The organism is Nostoc sp. C057, assembly GCF_013393925.1.
GTDB lineage: Bacteria > Cyanobacteriota > Cyanobacteriia > Cyanobacteriales > Nostocaceae > Nostoc > Nostoc muscorum_A.
Genome location: NZ_CP040289.1, coordinates 181,046 through 198,521, shown reverse-complemented (window position 1 = coordinate 198,521; position 17,476 = coordinate 181,046). Strand labels below are relative to the sequence as shown.

The 17,476-nt window shown below is 42.1% G+C and carries 12 protein-coding genes; 9 read left to right on the top strand and 3 right to left on the bottom strand.

All coding sequences use genetic code 11. From position 1 onward, the window contains the following. Positions 1-12 precede the first annotated feature (12 nt). The 8 genes from FD724_RS37160 to FD724_RS37125 all read left to right on the top strand — a co-directional run bounded on the left by FD724_RS37160 (position 13) and on the right by FD724_RS37125 (position 9,214). Positions 13-1,071, top strand: coding sequence for a hypothetical protein (locus FD724_RS37160; RefSeq protein WP_179076628.1), 1,059 nt, complete (start codon positions 13-15; stop codon positions 1,069-1,071). Next, positions 1,068-1,787, top strand: a complete 720-nt coding sequence (locus tag FD724_RS37155; protein WP_179076627.1) for a hypothetical protein — start codon at positions 1,068-1,070, stop codon at positions 1,785-1,787. The genes FD724_RS37160 and FD724_RS37155 overlap by 4 nt, the downstream gene beginning before the upstream one ends. Next, a complete protein-coding gene (locus FD724_RS37150; protein ID WP_179076626.1) occupies positions 1,784-3,244 on the top strand; it encodes a hypothetical protein in 1,461 nt (486 codons plus the stop codon). The genes FD724_RS37155 and FD724_RS37150 overlap by 4 nt, the downstream gene beginning before the upstream one ends. A gap of 64 nt (positions 3,245-3,308) precedes the next feature. Continuing rightward, positions 3,309-4,139 carry a hypothetical protein gene (locus FD724_RS37145; RefSeq protein WP_179076625.1) on the top strand — a complete coding sequence of 277 codons (831 nt, stop codon included), beginning with the start codon at positions 3,309-3,311 and terminating at the stop codon, positions 4,137-4,139. A gap of 124 nt (positions 4,140-4,263) precedes the next feature. Then, a complete protein-coding gene (locus FD724_RS37140) occupies positions 4,264-5,457 on the top strand; it encodes a hypothetical protein (protein ID WP_179076624.1) in 1,194 nt (397 codons plus the stop codon). Beyond that, a complete protein-coding gene (locus FD724_RS37135) occupies positions 5,454-7,217 on the top strand; it encodes a type IV secretory system conjugative DNA transfer family protein (RefSeq protein ID WP_179076623.1) in 1,764 nt (587 codons plus the stop codon). Before FD724_RS37140 ends, FD724_RS37135 begins: the two co-directional genes overlap by 4 nt. A 340-nt stretch (positions 7,218-7,557) precedes the next feature. Beyond that, entirely contained in the window at positions 7,558-7,974 is a 417-nt protein-coding gene (locus FD724_RS37130; RefSeq protein WP_179076622.1) for a hypothetical protein, read from the top strand. Beyond that, positions 7,967-9,214, top strand: a complete 1,248-nt coding sequence (locus FD724_RS37125) for a hypothetical protein (protein ID WP_179076621.1) — start codon at positions 7,967-7,969, stop codon at positions 9,212-9,214. The genes FD724_RS37130 and FD724_RS37125 overlap by 8 nt, the downstream gene beginning before the upstream one ends. A 71-nt stretch (positions 9,215-9,285) precedes the next feature. Here FD724_RS37125 and FD724_RS41455 read toward each other — a convergent pair whose 3' ends face one another. Beyond that, positions 9,286-9,537 carry a hypothetical protein gene (locus tag FD724_RS41455; RefSeq protein ID WP_256874747.1) on the bottom strand — a complete coding sequence of 84 codons (252 nt, stop codon included), beginning with the start codon at positions 9,535-9,537 and terminating at the stop codon, positions 9,286-9,288. Positions 9,538-9,733: 196 nt separating this feature from the next. Here FD724_RS41455 and FD724_RS41450 point away from each other — a divergent pair, with 196 nt between their 5' ends. Next, on the top strand, positions 9,734-10,222 hold the full coding sequence (locus tag FD724_RS41450) for a restriction endonuclease (protein WP_256874746.1): 489 nt from the start codon (positions 9,734-9,736) through the stop codon (positions 10,220-10,222). A 76-nt stretch (positions 10,223-10,298) separates the two neighbouring features. On the opposite strand, the gene FD724_RS37115 is transcribed toward FD724_RS41450, so the two are convergent. Both FD724_RS37115 and mobF read right to left on the bottom strand, forming a co-directional pair. Further along, the gene (locus FD724_RS37115) at positions 10,299-16,115 is read right to left on the bottom strand and encodes an AAA family ATPase (protein WP_256874745.1); all 5,817 of its coding nucleotides are present in this window, start codon (positions 16,113-16,115) and stop codon (positions 10,299-10,301) included. Beyond that, entirely contained in the window at positions 16,093-16,836 is a 744-nt protein-coding gene (mobF, locus tag FD724_RS41445) for a MobF family relaxase (protein ID WP_256874744.1), read from the bottom strand. Before mobF ends, FD724_RS37115 begins: the two co-directional genes overlap by 23 nt. Positions 16,837-17,476: the final 640 nt, after the last annotated feature.

Genomic DNA, 17,476 nt, shown 5'->3' with positions numbered 1-17,476 from the left:
ACGATAACTCAAATGATAACGTTCTTAGTTATTCTTTTTGCCCAAACGACAGGGCAAAAAGCTGGAGAAAATACGGGGACTACGAACTCAGGCGAAATAGTCGAAGGCGCTATCGAAGGCGCAGACCTAATCTATAAATCGTTTGAGAATGATTGGCTGGAATTAGCATCTGGAACAAGCCCAATTTATACAGCTGTTGTCGCCGTTTCTACCCTCGCGGCTGTTGTGATGATTGGCTTTGCATCATTCGGCTGGTACAGGAAGTATGCAGAAGAAGGGTTTGGTTATGATTTCATAGCCGAGATGGTTTTGCCATTAGTAGTAATTGTAATGCTTAGTAATAATGGGTTCCTTCTCGCCAATACAACAGTCGCATTAAAAAACGTATCGACCGGACTAAACAGGAGCATTTTAAATATTACGAGAAATGGGGTAAATCTGAGAGATGCGATACGTAATGTAAACGCTGACCAAAGCTTTGTCTTAGCCGCGCAGATAGCCTTAGCTAAGTGCGAAAAGCTCAACAACGAAAAGAAGGAAGGTGAAGAATTGAGCGAGAAACAAGCTTGTATTAAACAGGCTGTGGAGAATACACGAAAAGACGCGCAGAAAGCTAGAGAAAAGACTGGCGCGGGTTCTGGAGTCGGAAGTTGGAACCCCTTAGACCTTAGTGGCGAACTAATCAATAGCGCAATCCAAGGTTTTGTTTATGTCATTCTCAGTGGGGTATCGGCAGCTTTTCAGTACATCGTCCAACTGTCATTCTTAATGATTGCATTCGCCGCCCCAATCTTCCTGGTTTTATCTTTACTGCCTTTCCAAAGCAAACCTATCTATGCTTGGTTGGCTGGCTGGTTAGGACTAACATTAGTTCTCATTTCCTACTCCATAACAGTAGGCATTATTGCCAGCGCAATAGTCTCCAAGCCTTCTAGCAATCCTTTATTATTGCAACTTTTACAAGCCATCTTTTCGCCATTACTCGCGGTAGCCATAGGCACTGGTGGCGGAATGGCTGTATTCTCAGCTTTCACTAGTGGGGTTAAATTCTCGGTGGGGTTACGAAAATGAAATTATTAGAGAGAAAAGAGTTAAATTTCACCCCAATTTTCTTAATAGTCAATGCTATTTTATTAACGCTTTTACTATTTATAGAAATTGTCAATTTTGCTCGAATAGCAACGTTTTCTAAAACGAAAGCTTCGACCTTGGTAGAATTGTCTGACGGCGAATCTATCAGAGTTATTCCTATAGGTAGCCTTGAGCGATCGCCGCAAGCTATTACGTATTTTATCGGGCAAACAATGACCGGGCTTTTGAGTTGGAATGCTCTACCAAAGCCAAGCGATGATTACAAGATAGACCCCACCAAACAATTAAAGTTGGATACTGGGGTATCAACATCAAAAGGCAAGATTACTACTAGTGTATGGGCTTCAGGTTTTGCGTTGTCAGAAGATTTTCGCGCACCATTCCTTGAGGAGATAAGTAATCTTACGCCGCCCGATGTCTTTAATGGGTCTACGCAATCAATCCTAAAAGTTAGCCTAATCAGTCAGCCGACTCGCATTAAGGATGGGCAATGGAAAGTAGATATGGTTGCAGAGATTGTCGTTTTCCAAGGCAGTAATTTAGTTGGTAAGCCCATCTCTTTCAATAAAACTGTATTCGTCAGGGCGATTGATACGGCTGCCATTCCTAGATTTGCATCCGATGTTCAAGAAACCGCCTTTCGTGTTCGCAAAGCGGGGTTGGAGATTTATAAAATCCAAGATTTAGATTTATGAGCCAAAATCAGGAACTCTTACCGTCGGCAACTATTGAGATAGAAGAAATCCAAAATCAGGAACCCTTACCGTCAGCAACTATTGAGATAGAGTCGCAAGATTTTGCCGCCATGAACGGGGCTAAAACCTCTTCGATTAATGATTCAATTCAACCAGAACAGAACCCCGCACCAGAGGAAATCGTTACCACTCGAACAGTCTCACAGTCTCCACTCTTAAAAATGGGCGTTGTTGCCCTGATTTGCTCTCTCTTTGTAATAATCATTGGGGCTTTAATCGGTAATTCAATGAATGTGCTGAAGTTTCAGAGCGACAAAGTGCAAACACCCAAAGCCAACGAGCAAACGCCCCTACCAGAGCCGGAAAATGAGACGGGCAAGGATAAAACAGCGCTTGCCCTGACTAGCCAAAATAACCAGCTAAGGCAGATTCAGGAACAGAAGCCGAGCATAACGCCTACAAATAGCTCAATCCCTGCTCCAATCGCACCCGTTACTCCGAATATACAACCAGTGCAGCGCAGACAACAGCCTTACCCAGTCGATAGAGCGCCGACAGTACCCAAGACTTTTCCTACTGCTAGGAGTGAGCAACCACAGCCACAGCCCCAGCAAAAAATTGCCCAGCCAGTTAGACAATCTCCTTTGGCGTTCCCCCAAGCGAACATCGCAAAGTTAGATCCCACACAGCAATGGCTTCTCGCTGCGAATGCTGGCAGTTTTAGTAGTTCAGGCGATGATTCGGAAGTCAAGGAACCAAAAGTTACTGGAATTGAAGGAGGGGCGGGAGGAGCTATGCAGGTTGTCGAAAGCACTACCACTGATTACAACGCAAAACGCGTACTCGTTGGCAGCACCGCAGAGGGCAGACTAGAAACACCTTTAGCCTGGGGTGCTGGTGAAGAAGGTAGCCAAAACTACTTAGTGAAAGTATTAAAACCATTAAAAGCCTCAGATGGTAGCGACGTATTGCCCGTAGGCGCTTATCTGGTTGTTCAATTAGCAGAGTCCAATGGCTCGGGCTTTGCCAAACTGCGCGGCGTTTCAGTATTGGTTAATTCCAATGGCGATACCCAAGAGAAACCGCTACCACCAAATGCTGTTTTGATAATGGCCAAGGATGGTGGTTTCTTGAAAGCAGAGTCTCGCAAAGGTAGCAACCTGGGTAACAATTTCATTTCTGCGATCATCGCGGGAGTTGCCAAGGCTGCGGAGGTACAGAATCGCCCTGTAACTCAAATTAGTACGAATTCTAATGGCTTCTCTACTAGCTCCACTACCAACGAGCAAAAAGATTTATCCGCCGCTTTTGGAGAGGGTGCATTTAATAGCGTTCTCGACAATATCAAAAGCTCAAATGTCGCCCGTTCTCAACAGTTAAGCGGTAGAGAAGAAGTATTTGTGATCGATGCTGGTAAGTCAGTTCAAATATTCGTTAATCAAACAATATCGTTATGAGGGAACTCTTAACAGGGAATAGGAAAAACTCATGATTTTTAAACATGAGAGTAAAAATGGAAAAATGTTAAAGAAAACCACTATTATTGCAGCATTTTTAATCTTAACTAGCGCGGCAAAAGCAACGGCGATACCTGCCCGAACGGTTTACGAGAATGATGCAAACTCTAACGCTATTGAATTAAAAGTATGGAAAGGTTATGGATTAACTATTAATTTAATGTCTACTGGGGAAACTATCAAGCAAGTTTGGATTGGCGATCCAAGTCGCTTCGCTTTTACCTCAAACGGTGGTTTATGCCCGTCATCAGGCGGCGATTCTGAATGCGCGGGAGGTAAAGCAACTGTAATCTTTCTTCGCCAGATTGACCCGATCAAGTTTCCTGTTACCTCTAGTAGCAATGGAAGCACTCAAATTACAGTACTTACCAATGAAAAACAATATCAATTTAAGATAGTCCCTGCTACTGGCAACCCAGCTTATACAAGCTTGGTGATTAAATCGGACTCAGATCGACCTTTGCCAATTACCCGTCCGAGGTCGCCGCTACCGCTAACAGTTCAAAAGCCGCAACCAACGCCGCCAGTAGTCCACCAGCCCTCGCCGCCACCACAAACAATAAAAGTCCCTCTGCCTCAGCCTGTTGCCGTTTTCCGCCCCAATCCTGGGACTACGCTAGACGGCGCGATTCAAAGGAACGATGCTAATGCCCTCGCTTTTGGGCTGGCAGAAGCTGGGCGCAAAGGTCAAGTTAAACCCGGATCTACCACCTGGAACAAGGTACAAGATGCAATTAAATTGTTACGGCGTGGCAAGACTAGAGATGAGGCAATTTCACTTTCTCAGGTCGATAAAACCACTTTTTATCAATTACTTGAATGGGGGCAATTGTGAGTGAATTGTTAAAATTTCTTCGTAAAAAAAACTAGACAATTTTATCTATTTGTGTAGGTGGGGAAATGAATTGTTGATATTTTCCGTAACAGCCTAGTTATTAACTCTTACTGTTGTTAAAATCATGAAGTTTAAACTCTTTCTACTGACTGCTTTCGCCTCCCTGGTTCCACTTTCCGCCTCAATCGCAGAGACACCGACAACTACCCCGACAATTGAGCATTCCCAAGGCTTGCACAAGACGACTGCCCCCGACTGGTCGAAAATCACATGGGATACTTTGCCACCCGTTCAACAGCCAGGATTTTTAAAGATACCTAAAAACCTGATTTCAGTTTTTGGCTACGACCCCTCGCGCTCGTGGACAGCAGGGCAAAAAGTAGACTCTGTTGTGATGTTGGGGGATGCAGATGATGCCTTTAAGATGTCTGCCTTGAGCCTAAAGGCCATTGACACGGTGGCTTTGCCCACTACAGCCACAACCACCAAACCCACCCTCAAAGACTTTGGATTAATGCAATGGCAAACGCCAAAAACATTAGTCAAGGCGATGCCTGAATTAAGCAATCTGAGCCTATCAGAAGTTCCCCCATTAGCCGATCTATTCTCCAAGAATGGCGGCGGCACTATTTCTCAGGCTATCAGTTCAAATCCTCAAGCCGCAGATTTGACACTAGATAAGATTGACCTAAGCAAATATTCGCTTGATTCAATTCCTGGGTTGGACAAAACTCAATTAGGGAAATTTAAATCATGGCAGCAAGCTTATATCAATCAAATTCCTAAATTAAATCAAGTGCCCTTTGATAAAATGCCTCAGCCTATTAGCTCTGATGTAGGCATCGTGGGAATTGCATCAGTTGTACTTGGTACGGCAGAGAAGGGCGACGCAAGTGCTGGGAATGATTACTTTGTGTCTGGCAGCGTTGTCAGAGGCGATCGCACTTTAACAGTCGCCTGTCCTCCAGGCATTGAATGCTCATACTTAGAAATGGGTGATTTTGTCGGTTCTGAAGGTAGTTTGTATGGTAAGCGTTGGGCATCTGGTTCATCCCAACAAGTCAAGGGTGGTTATGGAATTCTAGCCGCCGTGAATGGGGGCAAGGAACCCACGGGGCGGTTGGTTTATGGTAGTGGATTCAAGGTGGCGCTAACTGGAGTTAATGAATCCCTTGGGACTGCCGACTTTGGTTTGTTCTTTAGGATCTGTGCGCGACCGCCATTTCAGCAGAAAACTTGCACCCCTTACTTCATTGGGCCAGTTCCCTGGTTGCCCGTGAGTGAGAATGATTTGGTTATCGTGGGCACTGGGCGATGACAGGGACTCCTAAGACAGAAGTTAAGCCAAATCAATTTATTCCCCCAGGTATTGAATCGGCTCTGTTATCCCCCGCAGGTTTAGGGGTACTCGCTTGTGGCGCGGTGATTGTAATCGCCAAAATCATCGATAGTAGGGGAGGTATTGCCAAGCTAGCGACAGCGCGCTGGGGCGGGACAAGAGAGAAAACAGCGGCTCGTCAGTTGGCGTGTAAACAAATCCAGCAACGCTTGCATAACCGAGTATCTTTATATGTTGGTACTCCCAAGAATACAACGAGCGAGGTTATTAATGGTGTCCGTAGAACTTGCATCCCTGAAGATTCAACAACCCTTTATTTTCCAGAGGCACAGCGAGGCATCCTAGTTTGTGGTGGCCCAGGGAGTGGAAAGTCATTTTCAATGATTAATCCCCTGATTCGCTCTGTAATTGATCAGGGCTTACCTCTGGCTTTATATGATTTCAAATACGCTTCCCAGGAATCAGCTGATTCTCCATCTAAAGGGCAAGCTCCAATACTTGCAGGGTATGCGATAGAACGCGGTTATCAGGTTACTGTGCTTGCCCCAGGCTTTGCAGAATCAGCAGTTGCCAACCCTATAGACTTTCTTCGCAGTAATGAAGACTCAGAAATGGCACGGCAGCTTGCGATTACACTCAATCGCAATTTCCAACTCGGTGATAAAGATTCTGGAAATAGCTTCTTTACCAACGCTGGCGATCAGTTAGTCCAAGCCGTCTTTATGCTGGCAAAGGGCACAGAGTATCCAGATATCATGATGTGCCAAGCGATACTAGGATTGCCAAAGTTAGTTAAGCGCATTGAGCAAGCAGAAAATCTAAACTTCATGGTTAGAGAGGCTTTCGCACAGTTTGTATCTGTTGCAGGGTCGCCAGAAACAGCAGCTAGTATTGTGGGTACAGCTAGCGGATTGTTCAGCCGTTTTATGGTTCCCTCTGCCTTAGCAGCATTCTGTGGAAAAACTAATATTCCACTGGATTTGAAGGGACGGCAGATGGTGATTTTTGGGATGAACAAAGAGAAGCGTGATGTAATTGCCCCTTTGCTTGTCTCGATTCTGCATCTATTAGTTAGCCGGAATGTGGCTAACAAACGTACTTGTCCTTTGGTGTTGGGGATTGATGAATTACCCACATTATATTTACCAGCACTGGTTGATTGGCTGAATCAGAATCGGGAAGATGGATTGGTATCGATACTGGGATTACAAAATCTCTCAATGCTGATTGAATCTTATGGTGAAAACACAACTAATGCAATATTTGGTGGTTGTGCTACCAAAGCATTCTTTAATCCCCAAGATGATGTAGCCGCCGAACGATTTAGTAAGTTTTTAGGTGAAGAAGAAATTAAATACAAGCAACGTTCTCGCTCATCAGGAGGCAAGGGTGGTGCAAGCATTTCTAATTCTGACCAAAACAGTACCCGAAAATTATTTGATGTCAATCAATTTAACACTTTACCATCAGGAAAAGCAGTAATTATTAGTCCCGGATTTCGTTCTCGTGGTCAAATAAGTTTGCCAATTTTGCAATCAATTAAGATTCCTCAGCATGAAATCCAATCTGAAGCTGACAGTGTGAAAGCTTGGTACGAGTTTCAAAAGTTTTTATCTAAAAAGTCTACTCTCTTAACTCCAGCAGATGAAGAAATGAGAATTCGTCGAGCAGAGGCATTAAAATTGTTGCCTTTGATAGAAACTCAAGAGCAGCTATCAGAATATGCAAGTCTGATTTAAAGTGAAATTTCCTGCCCTTAATAGTCAACCCCAACTCTTGGAGACGCTACGCGAACGGGGAATTCAAAATTCAAAATTATTAATTCAAAATTAAAGACAAGACGCTCTCTACGAGACGCTGCGCGTAGCTTGCTTCTCCGTAGGAGTACGTGGACTCGCTTGCCGCCGGCGCTATCAGTGGGGGCTTGAACCCACCACTGATTGTAGACCACTTAATTTTATTCAGTGGGGGCAAGAACCAAGCGAATTAATTAATTCAAAATTATTCTTATTCTTCCTAAGAGAATTTTGAATTTTGAATTTTATTAAATGGTCATCACAAACATTCAGGACAAATACCATGTCGTCACGCGATTTTTACTCACTTAATGATTATGACAGACGAGAAATTGCAAAACTTCCACCTCAGATAGCAGCTTTAGCAGATAAATATCCATGTGAGATTGTAAATGTTGTCGATGCTTGGGACGATGAGCCTTTTGAGATTAATTATGTTCCTCAATATGTTGAAATTTATAGCGATGCGGGTGAAAAGGCTAGCTTGTGTATTTTAGACGGAGTTCTCACTGACTATACACCTGCTAATCCAGAAATTAATACCTCAACTGTCCAAGTAATCATTGATGGCAAGTTTGCTTATATCGAAATTGAAGGAAGGGTAATAATCAATCATTTGGGCGGAATAATTCTCCCCAAAGTAACTGTCAATCCTTCGGAGTTAATTCAAGTTTTACTAAAGGAATCAAATCATGATTGATGATGGAGATGCCAAAGAAATTAAACGTGACTACTTGGATATTCTAGAAGCCCTACTTAAAAATATTCAGCAAAAAGCAAAATCAAAAGAAATACCGACTAGCAACGATATAAGTATTTATGCTGGTGGTCAGCAGGTATATAAAGGACTTGTCGGACAATCACCATCTAAAAATTTATTGACTTCCGAACAACTAGAGAATATTAACCTAGCGATAACTGACCCCAAAAATTCTCAAGGTACTATCTCGATAAAGATTGGTAAATCGGAAGTTTTTCGCGTTCAAAATGGACGGATAACCAATGATTTATTAGGTTTAGCTCCCCCGTCACAGCCAAATAAAGTTGTAACGAAGGAGCGAATTTACAGTGTAGAAGCTTTGCAAAAACAAGTGAAAGTTTTACAAAGTAAACTTCAAGCACAGCAAAAGCTTGTTGACAGTATCAAAGAGACGCAACAAACGCCCGAATCGCTGTCAAAGTTAATTGACCAAGTTGCCGAAATGGGTAAATCTTTGGAGAAACAACAGCAGTTGATTGAAAATACCCAAAAAGTGTTGTCCCAGGTGAATGAACGTTCTTTACCACAAGTTCAAAATACGGTTCTTCAAAATTGGGTAGGTACGGTTGAGAACAAGGTAAAACAAACTGCTAAGAATGTTTTTGAGCGGGTTAAAGATGCGCTAACACCTGAAGTTACCAAGCTCAGAAACGAAATTGCTTTACTCAAATCTCAAATTAATGAACAAATTACTAGCTTCAAGAATGAAGTGAAATATCAGACTGACAGTGTAAGAAATGAACTCAATCAACAAGTTGGTAACTTAACTCAAGAGTTACGTACACAAGCAGATGGTGTTAAAAACACTGTTGAGCAAAGCCTTATGGGTGTTAAGTCAGCTATTGACAATACTCGAACTGAACTACGAGATGCTGTTGATGATGTTAAAGGTCAAGCTATCGAGCAAAGTGTTAAAGCACTGCTGAATATCTTGGGCAAAGATAACCCTGATGGTTCCAAGAGTTTTAAAAGTACAAATTTTGATTTTGAACGCCTTGGCGATAATGTAATCGTTCGTGCCAAAAACGGCGAGGCTGTTCTCACTGATGGACTTTTATCGCCTAACGTAAGTGACCAACAGTTACAGGCACTTGATAAGGTTCAATCTGTTGTTGATATGCATCATCAAATTCAGCAGGATTCTCAACAAGAATCACAATTTAGAAGTATGCACAGGTAAGCCCGCATTTCTCACAAGCTTGAGGGAATATTGGGCAGAGGGGATTGAACTTGGCACATTGAACTCTCCTACTAGCGAACCTGCTCAAGAGCATAACCGCAGACTTTGAGGGGTGTGGTGAGAAATCCGGGTGTTCCATGATCAAAGGGGAGCGTAAAAATGATACTAATCCTAATCATTGGTTTGTTGTTTGCACTGGGTGGAATAATTTTTCTAGCTTGGCTGTTTGTATTATTTCCACCTTCAATGCCAAAGTCAAAGTATCGTTCCCAAAGTTTTAAGCAATCGCCATTACTACCTAAGAGTACAAAATCGTCTGACATTTTATCTCAAAATTTTGTACGACAAAGCCCAGCACCAACGCAAAAGACTTTCTTAGCTAAAAACTTTAACAAGCCTGTACGACAAAGCTCAGTACCAATCCAAAAGGCTTTCTTAGCTAAAAATTTTAAGAAGCAATTACTACCAAGCCCAGCGCGAACACGAAGGGTTAGATTACCTAAAAATCTTAAGAAACACTTGAATAATATTGAGTACGCTAGTCAAGTATTACTTGAGCTTCGTAGCAGAACTCAATTAGCCAAATTGCCAGTAGTAATCGCCACACTGCGTAGGATATCACCCTACGTTTTTGAGGAATTGGTACTCACTTGCTGCTTTGAACAGGGCTGGCAAATCCAACGCAACTTTCGGTACACCGGTGACGGCGGGATAGATGGTCGCGTGTTGATTTTAGGAAATCTCTATGTAATCCAGGTTAAACGTTACGCTGATTACATTAGCCCAGAACACATCAAAGATTTCCTGTCCTGTATTAAAAGTGAAAGAGCTAGTGGTGGATTCTTCGTGCATACTGGCATAACTGGACAGTTATCAAAACAGTTGATTCGTCGCTCCGACAAAATAATCTTAGTGAGCGGTCAGAAACTGGTAAATTTTGTTTTAGGTGAGCAGTTGAAGATAATAGGGATAACAATACCAGTTAAATCAGTGAACAGTGAACAGTGAATAGTGAACAACTAACCTATCAATGAATTGATGGAAATATCTGATACCTGATACCTGATAATTGATAACTGATAAGTTAGCGCCGGAACCGTAGATGCTCCTCGTTGTCATTTGGCGATGGCGAGTTGATTCCCAATCTTTTCATAATCGATGGTTTGTCATCTTTAATGAGTTGCCTAACGATGTTCATTTTTTGCTCAAAAGTCAAAGCTTTGGCATCAGTTGTAACACTTGTAAATAACTCGCTGACCTTTGCTCCTGTTACCTTTTCACCTTTGACATATTTTCCTACTTCCATAACTAAAGCAGCCAATCTTTCAATATCTAAACCCTGAATCATCTGTTTGAGATGCAACTTTAATTCTGCTAGTAATATTTTAGCTAAGGTTGACTCAGTAGCTGATTGCTCAACAGAGTTAGAGGTGGATAAAATAGCTCTCTTCTCTACATGAAATTGCAACTCAGTTGTCAATGCTGTTTCAAAGTCATTGAATGTACTTTTAGCAGTAACAAGTTGTTGATGAGACTGAGAAAGTTGTTCTGTTAATCCTAATATTGTTTGGGTCAAAGCAGACTCGATAGCTGATTGTTCAATATAATCAGAGATTGACAGAATGGCTTTGTTTTGTGCATGAGATTGCAACTCAGCCGTCAATGCTATTTCAAACTCATTGAATGTACTTTTAGCAGCAACAAGTTGTTGATGAGATTGAGAAAGTTGCTCTGTCAATCCTAATACTGCTTGGTTTAAAGCAGACTCGATAGCTGATTGCTCAACATAATCAGAGATTGACAGAATGGCTTTGTTTTGTGCATGAGATTGCAACTCAGCCGTCAATGCTATTTCAAACTCATTGAATGTACTTTTAGCAATGACAAGTTGTTGATGAGATTGAGAAAGTTGTTCTGTCAATCCTAATACTGCTTGGTTTAAAGCAGACTCAATAGCTGATTGCTCAACATAATCAGAGATTGACAGAATGGCTTTGTTTTGTGCATGAGATTGCAATTCAGCCGTAACCGCTTCATCAAAGTCATTAAATACAGTTTGAGCTTCAACTAACTGCTGATGAGATCGAGAAAGTTGCTCTGTTAAGCTTAATATTGTTTGGGTTAAAGCAGACTCGACAGATGATTGCTCAATATAATCAGAGATTGACAGAATGGCTTTCTTCTCTGCATGAGATTGTAACTCTTGAGTCAAGGCTGTTTCAAAATCACTGAATGTATTTTTAGCAGTAACAAGTTGTTGATGAGATTGAGAAAGTTGTTTTGTTAACCCTAATACTGCTTGGTTTAAAGCAGACTCGATAGCTGATTGCTCAATATAATCAGAGATTGATAAAATAGCCCTCTTTTCTGCATGGGATTGCAACTCAGCTGTCAATACTTCCTCAAAGTCATTAAATGCAGTTTGATATTCAACTAACTGCTGATGAGATCGAGAAAGTTGTTCTGTTAATCCTAATACTGTTTGGGCTAAAGTAGATTCAATACTTGATTGCTCAATATAATCAAAAATTGACAAAATAGCTCTCTTTTCTGCATGGGATTGCAACTCAGCCGTCAATGCTGTTTCAAACTCATTGAATGTACTTTTAGCATTAACAACTTGTTGATGAGATTGAGAAAGTTGTTCTGTCAATCCTAATACTGCTTGGGTTAAAGCAGACTCGATAGCTGATTGCTCAACATAATCAGAGATTGACAAAATAGCTCTCTTTTCTGCATGGGATTGCAACTCAGCCGTCAATGCTGTTTCAAACTCATTGAATGTACTTTTAGCATTAACAACTTGTTGATGAGATTGAGAAAGTTGTTCTGTCAATCCTAATACTGCTTGGGTTAAAGCAGACTCGATAGCTGATTGCTCAACATAATCAGAGATTGACAAAATAGCTCTCTTTTCTGCATGGGATTGCAACTCAGCCGTCAATGCTGTTTCAAACTCATTGAATGTACTTTTAGCATTAACAACTTGTTGATGAGATTGAGAAAGTTGTTCTGTCAATCCTAATACTGCTTGGGTTAAAGCAGACTCGATAGCTGATTGCTCAACATAATCAGAGATTGACAGAATAGCTTTATTTTCTGCATAAGATTGCAACTCAGCCGTCAATGCTGTTTCAAACTCATTGAATGTACTTTTAGCAATGACAAGTTGTTGATGAGATTGAGAAAGTTGTTCTGTTAGCCCTAATACTGTTTGGGTTAAAGCAGACTCAATAGCTGATTGCTCAACATAATCGGAGATTGTATTTAAGAGTTGTCTGGTGGCTGGTTGTGAAGAATGGACATAACTTGCTTCTCTATTAAAAATTGTTGAATTTTGTCCGTTAACTTGTCTTGAGAGTTTCTCTGTTCGTTGACCTCGAAGCCCATCATCTGTAGAGCTTTGGTTAATTCCTGCAATATCGTCTCCATGCTCGAAGACTTTTTCGAGTTCAGCATCTCGGTTAATTGCTGCAAGAAGTTCGACTGATTCGCGCTCATTTCGATTAGGTTCTCGGCTTGGCTGGTTTCTAAGAACTCGATTTTCTGGGTCAATTGCTCTATCTTCTCGGTTAGCAAATGTATCTGTGTTAGGTTGTTGTCGTTGGTTAAAGTCATGGGTTTGTACCTGTGGTTTATTTTGTAAAAGATAGGGAACAGGCAATGGGGAACAGGCAACAGTTTTTTCTATTTCCTCTTCCCTGTGTGTTGGTAAGAGATCCAATTTGTCATTCCCTGTTGCCCGTTCCCTGTTGCCTGTTCCCTCAAGTTGTATAGAACGTTGTTCTAGTATCGGCTTACGCAAAGGTGGAAAAGCCGCAGTCTTTGAATGCTGATTCTGCTGTTGCCAGTCCCGAAAGGTTGGAGCAAGATGACTCAATTTCTCGTAAGCGAGTGGCCCACTTGCGGCGATGAAATCATCAACACCTTTGTCTGGGCCTGGCAAGTTGATGACTTTTACTCTTGCTCCAGCTTCTTGTAATAATCTTCCAGTCACGGAAATATCTCGCTCGATATGGAGCTTAGTTTCAGGCTTGGTTTCGTAGTCAAAGCAGAACTTGAAAACTCTCCCTTGTGTGGCGAAAACCGCTAATTCCTCATGTAGGTAAGACTTACCGATTTTTTTACCAAACTCATCTTTGGGAGTTCGGTATCCCGCCGAAATCCCAGGTAGCCCAATGGCAGCGTGACCCTGACTCAACAGACTGGCTGCTTTTTTTGCGCCTTCTGCGATCGCACAGGGGATATTATGTTTCCAGACACAGTACCAAAATCCTGACTGGCGATCGCTATCACTGGGGTTCACCTTGTGTTTGGAGTAAATGCGTTCGGCAATATCGTCAGGGACATCTAGCAAGAAGATACTTAATTCAACTTTTGGGGGATGCTCATATTTAATGAATTTCCCTTCAATTATTTGCCCAGACTCATCTTTTTTGGGTCTTGGTTGATTTGGCTTGTAGCATCCCCATCGTTTAATCGGCGGTTTCTCACCTGGCTTTAAGTTAGCAAATGTTCGCGCATCAACTCCAGCATCACACCACCATCCACCAGCATCAAGATGCGAATATGCCCTTATAAAACCATCTGTTAGCCGTCCTGTATTTGTTCGATTCAGTTTTTCGCTGACCATGAGCCGTTCCCAGGCTTCATGCTCACCACCTGCATAGTTAAACTGAAGACTCTCAAAGTTCAACGCTGTAATATTAGGATGAATGGCACTTGATTCAAACTCTTGCCAGTGTTTTGGTTCAATAAAATTAGGTATTTTTTCAGTCTGATTGGGTGTCCAGAATGGTTCTGTGGGGACAGGAGATTTCAGTACTGGCTTAGAGAAAACCGATTCAAGAGTATTATAATTTGGTGTCTCTTTCAAGACGGGCAAGACTTTCGGTACTTTTATTGATGAATCATGGCTTGTTGTTCGGCTAGATGCGACTGATTTCACAATTGGGCCGACATTTGGAGTAGATACTGTCGTCTCTTGTTTTAGTACTGGCTTCTCAAAAGGGGCACTTATATTTATAGTTATTGCTTGGTGCTGCTCAATCGTCGATTTCTGAATTTGTTTTCGTAGCAATTCCAAAGCATTCTCTTTGGCTTTCGACTGTTGCGCCAACTCTACCAATCGCGTTGGATCTTCGGTGTAAATCTTTAATTCATGCCTTGCACGGCTGGCAGCAACATAAAAACTTTCCTGTCCAATAGTGAAATCTGCCGAAATTAACACCCGATCCGCAGTTTTCCCCTGACTACTATATGTTGTACTCACAAGGGCATAGTCTAAGTTTTGCGCCTGTGCCAAACTAATGCATTCAGTACGCTCATCAGCATATTTAATCTGGACGATATTCAGGTCGATGGCTGTTACAGTAAATTCCTGCCCGTTGCGTCGTCCCATTTGCCGATCGTTTTTCTTCCATTGCAAGCGATCGCCCACAGCAATTTCAATCTGGTGACTCTGATAAACTGCTTTCTCAAAAGCCGTGTCTACCTGCAAAATCTGACGTTCATCACTTATAAGGGTCAACTTATCAGTAGTTCGACCTACCACTTCATATAATTTGCCTTTATCCAGCCCCCGGCGTTTGTAATCCCGTGTGGGCATGATCACATCACCAATTTCAAAGTTATGGGCAAACCGCATCTGTACTTTTGTCAGATTTTTGGTTTGCAATTGGGTGATGGTTGCAGTTTCTCCCAAAGTTCCTTCACCCTTGAGCTTCGAGCGAATCGCTTGGGTAAGGGCAAGTCTTTCTGTATTTGTTCCAGCTAACACAAGAGTTTTGAGTCGCTGCTCTGGTGTCCCTACTATATAATCATTGGCGATCTGCTCTATTTTGGAAAAACTATCTACTTGAAGTATGGAACCGTTGGCTTCTAGTCGTTCAAAACCAGCTTCAATCCTGCCATCAGCAATTAAATCTACTGCTAATTTTAGTTGAGGGTCTTTTTGGCGCAACGATTCATTGAGGTGTGCGGTTTTGATTCCTGCCTGTTGCAAGGATTTGAATGGATTACCTGCTGATACTGCTGACAACTGCCGAGTGTCACCAACTAAAATCACCCTAGCTTTAAGTAAGGTTGCTCTTTGTAGGAGTGCATGGGCATCCTTAGCACTGAGTAAACCCGCTTCGTCCACAATCCAGATTTGATTTGGTTCAATCTGTGGTGGTGGTTCCGAAACCAGTAATCGAGCAACAGTCTCAGACTGAATTTTTAACTCTTCGCTCAAAACCTTAGCAGCAGAGGAACTAGGGGCGAAGCCAATAATACTGTAGCCGGCATCCCTTGCGATCGCTTTGAGTTCTTTAAGAGCAAAAGTTTTCCCAGCACCAGCTACTCCCTGCCATGCAATGAATTGGTCAGATGTAGTTGCAGCTAATTCTACCGCTTCCCGTTGCCCTTTGTTCAGTAAAGTATTCTCCAAAAGGCTTTCAACTACTTCCGGGTGCGAAATTGGGTTAACGTTGCCTTGTGTCTGCTGCATTAACTCTATTGTCGCCAACTCCCGCCGGACTGCTGTCATCGTTGTAAATTGATGAGTTAAACCTGGCAAGCCGATTAACTCCTGGTGTTCTCTAATCAGGGGTGCAATCGCTTTTACATCCGTAGCTAAACGTGATTCTAGGATGAATTTTTCTAAATCCTCTTGTCTAAAAGCGACATTTCTCTCACTGCAATGTGCGATCGCATCATCTAACGCATCAATCAGACTTTTTTGCTCAACCACAAGAGGAGCCTGTTCTTTTCTTGGTTCTCCTGGCTTGACAAACGTGATACCTAACGCCGCAGCTTCTTCTTTCCACAATGCAACTAATTCTGATTCTGGTAGTTTCTGCTTGCGCTGGCGGGTATCATCCCAAATTTTTTCACGTTCATTTACAAGTCGAATTAGCACCAGATGAGGCGATGATTTGCTGTCGCCGCTTAGAAAATGCCTCTAAATCCTCGAATTTAAACCCTTTTATATCAAACTGCCCATGTAAACGAAATTCTATTTCATACCCAAGTTTGAGGACTTCACGCGCCAGATAACTTTGATACGCCATCCCCAAGAATTTCTTATTGGCGAATATTTCATTATTGCCCAAACTCAACCACCTACCATCTGGAGTTTGGGTCATGTTCATCAGCAAACAATGGGTGTGCAGATGTGGGTCTAAATCCCGACTTTCGATGTGATCGAACTGCGCGACGACCAAGTTACCAGTCTTAACTCTATGTCTGCCGCTATTATCTGTCACTCTGGTATAGGCATAACGCTGCTCTATTAGCTCCAGAGTTCCTTTTAGCGCCTGATGGTGAGCATCAATCAAACGAGTATCCCCACCTACCAATGCCATCAAGCTTACACTTTTGGGCGCTGAAAATGTACAGTCTAATGCGGCTCTGCGTTCTCCTTTCCCCTTTTCTTTGACTACTCTGGCATTCAATACCTCACGACCATCAGGCGTAAGCCCCTCAATGATATTTTTAAAAGCGTCTTCGTCATCGACTGCCCCTGACAACCCCAATTTTTCAGCACCTTGACCACTCCAAAGCGACTTTCCTTGGTGATAGTAATTCTTGATGAAGTAGTTCACCGCCATCTCTGAGGACACGTTAGCAGCTGTTAGCATGGCTCACCTCTGCTATGGGGGTTACAAAAGTTAATCCTTGTTCTATTCCATCTGTTAGTACGACCTACTCTCGTCAAGAAATTCTGATTATTTTCTCTTATTGCAAGATAATCACCCTTGCAATAAGTATTGAAGTCAAAATCAATCCCCGTCATTAAACTTCGTAGTGCTTGATGACGAATGAAAATTTTTCGTGAGACTTTGACCAAAACAAAATTTTATTTCCCAAACTCTCCTGTCATTTAATATAGCAAAAACTAGAGCATTCTTTCCGCCAAATATGGCGTACTGTGCGTCAGAAAAGATGGATTACAGGGGTTGTGGTTCTTGAAGCTAATTACTAGATAATTGGGAGAATCCTTGAGAAAATTGGGAAGTATCAGGAAGTGCTAGGAAGTCTTGGGAAGTCTTAGGAATTGTTGGAAAATATTAAGCTAATGAGAATTTTGTGACTAGATGATGTTGAATAGTTGAAAAGGTAAGAAATGAATTAGAGATTTGGGAGATATTGTTTAGATATTGGGAGATGTTGAATGTAATTGGTGATTATTGGGAATTGAGGGATTTTGTGGAGATTTTCTATCAGATGCACGAATTCATGGAAAGTCAAAGAGTATTGCCAAAACTGTAATCTTTCTTT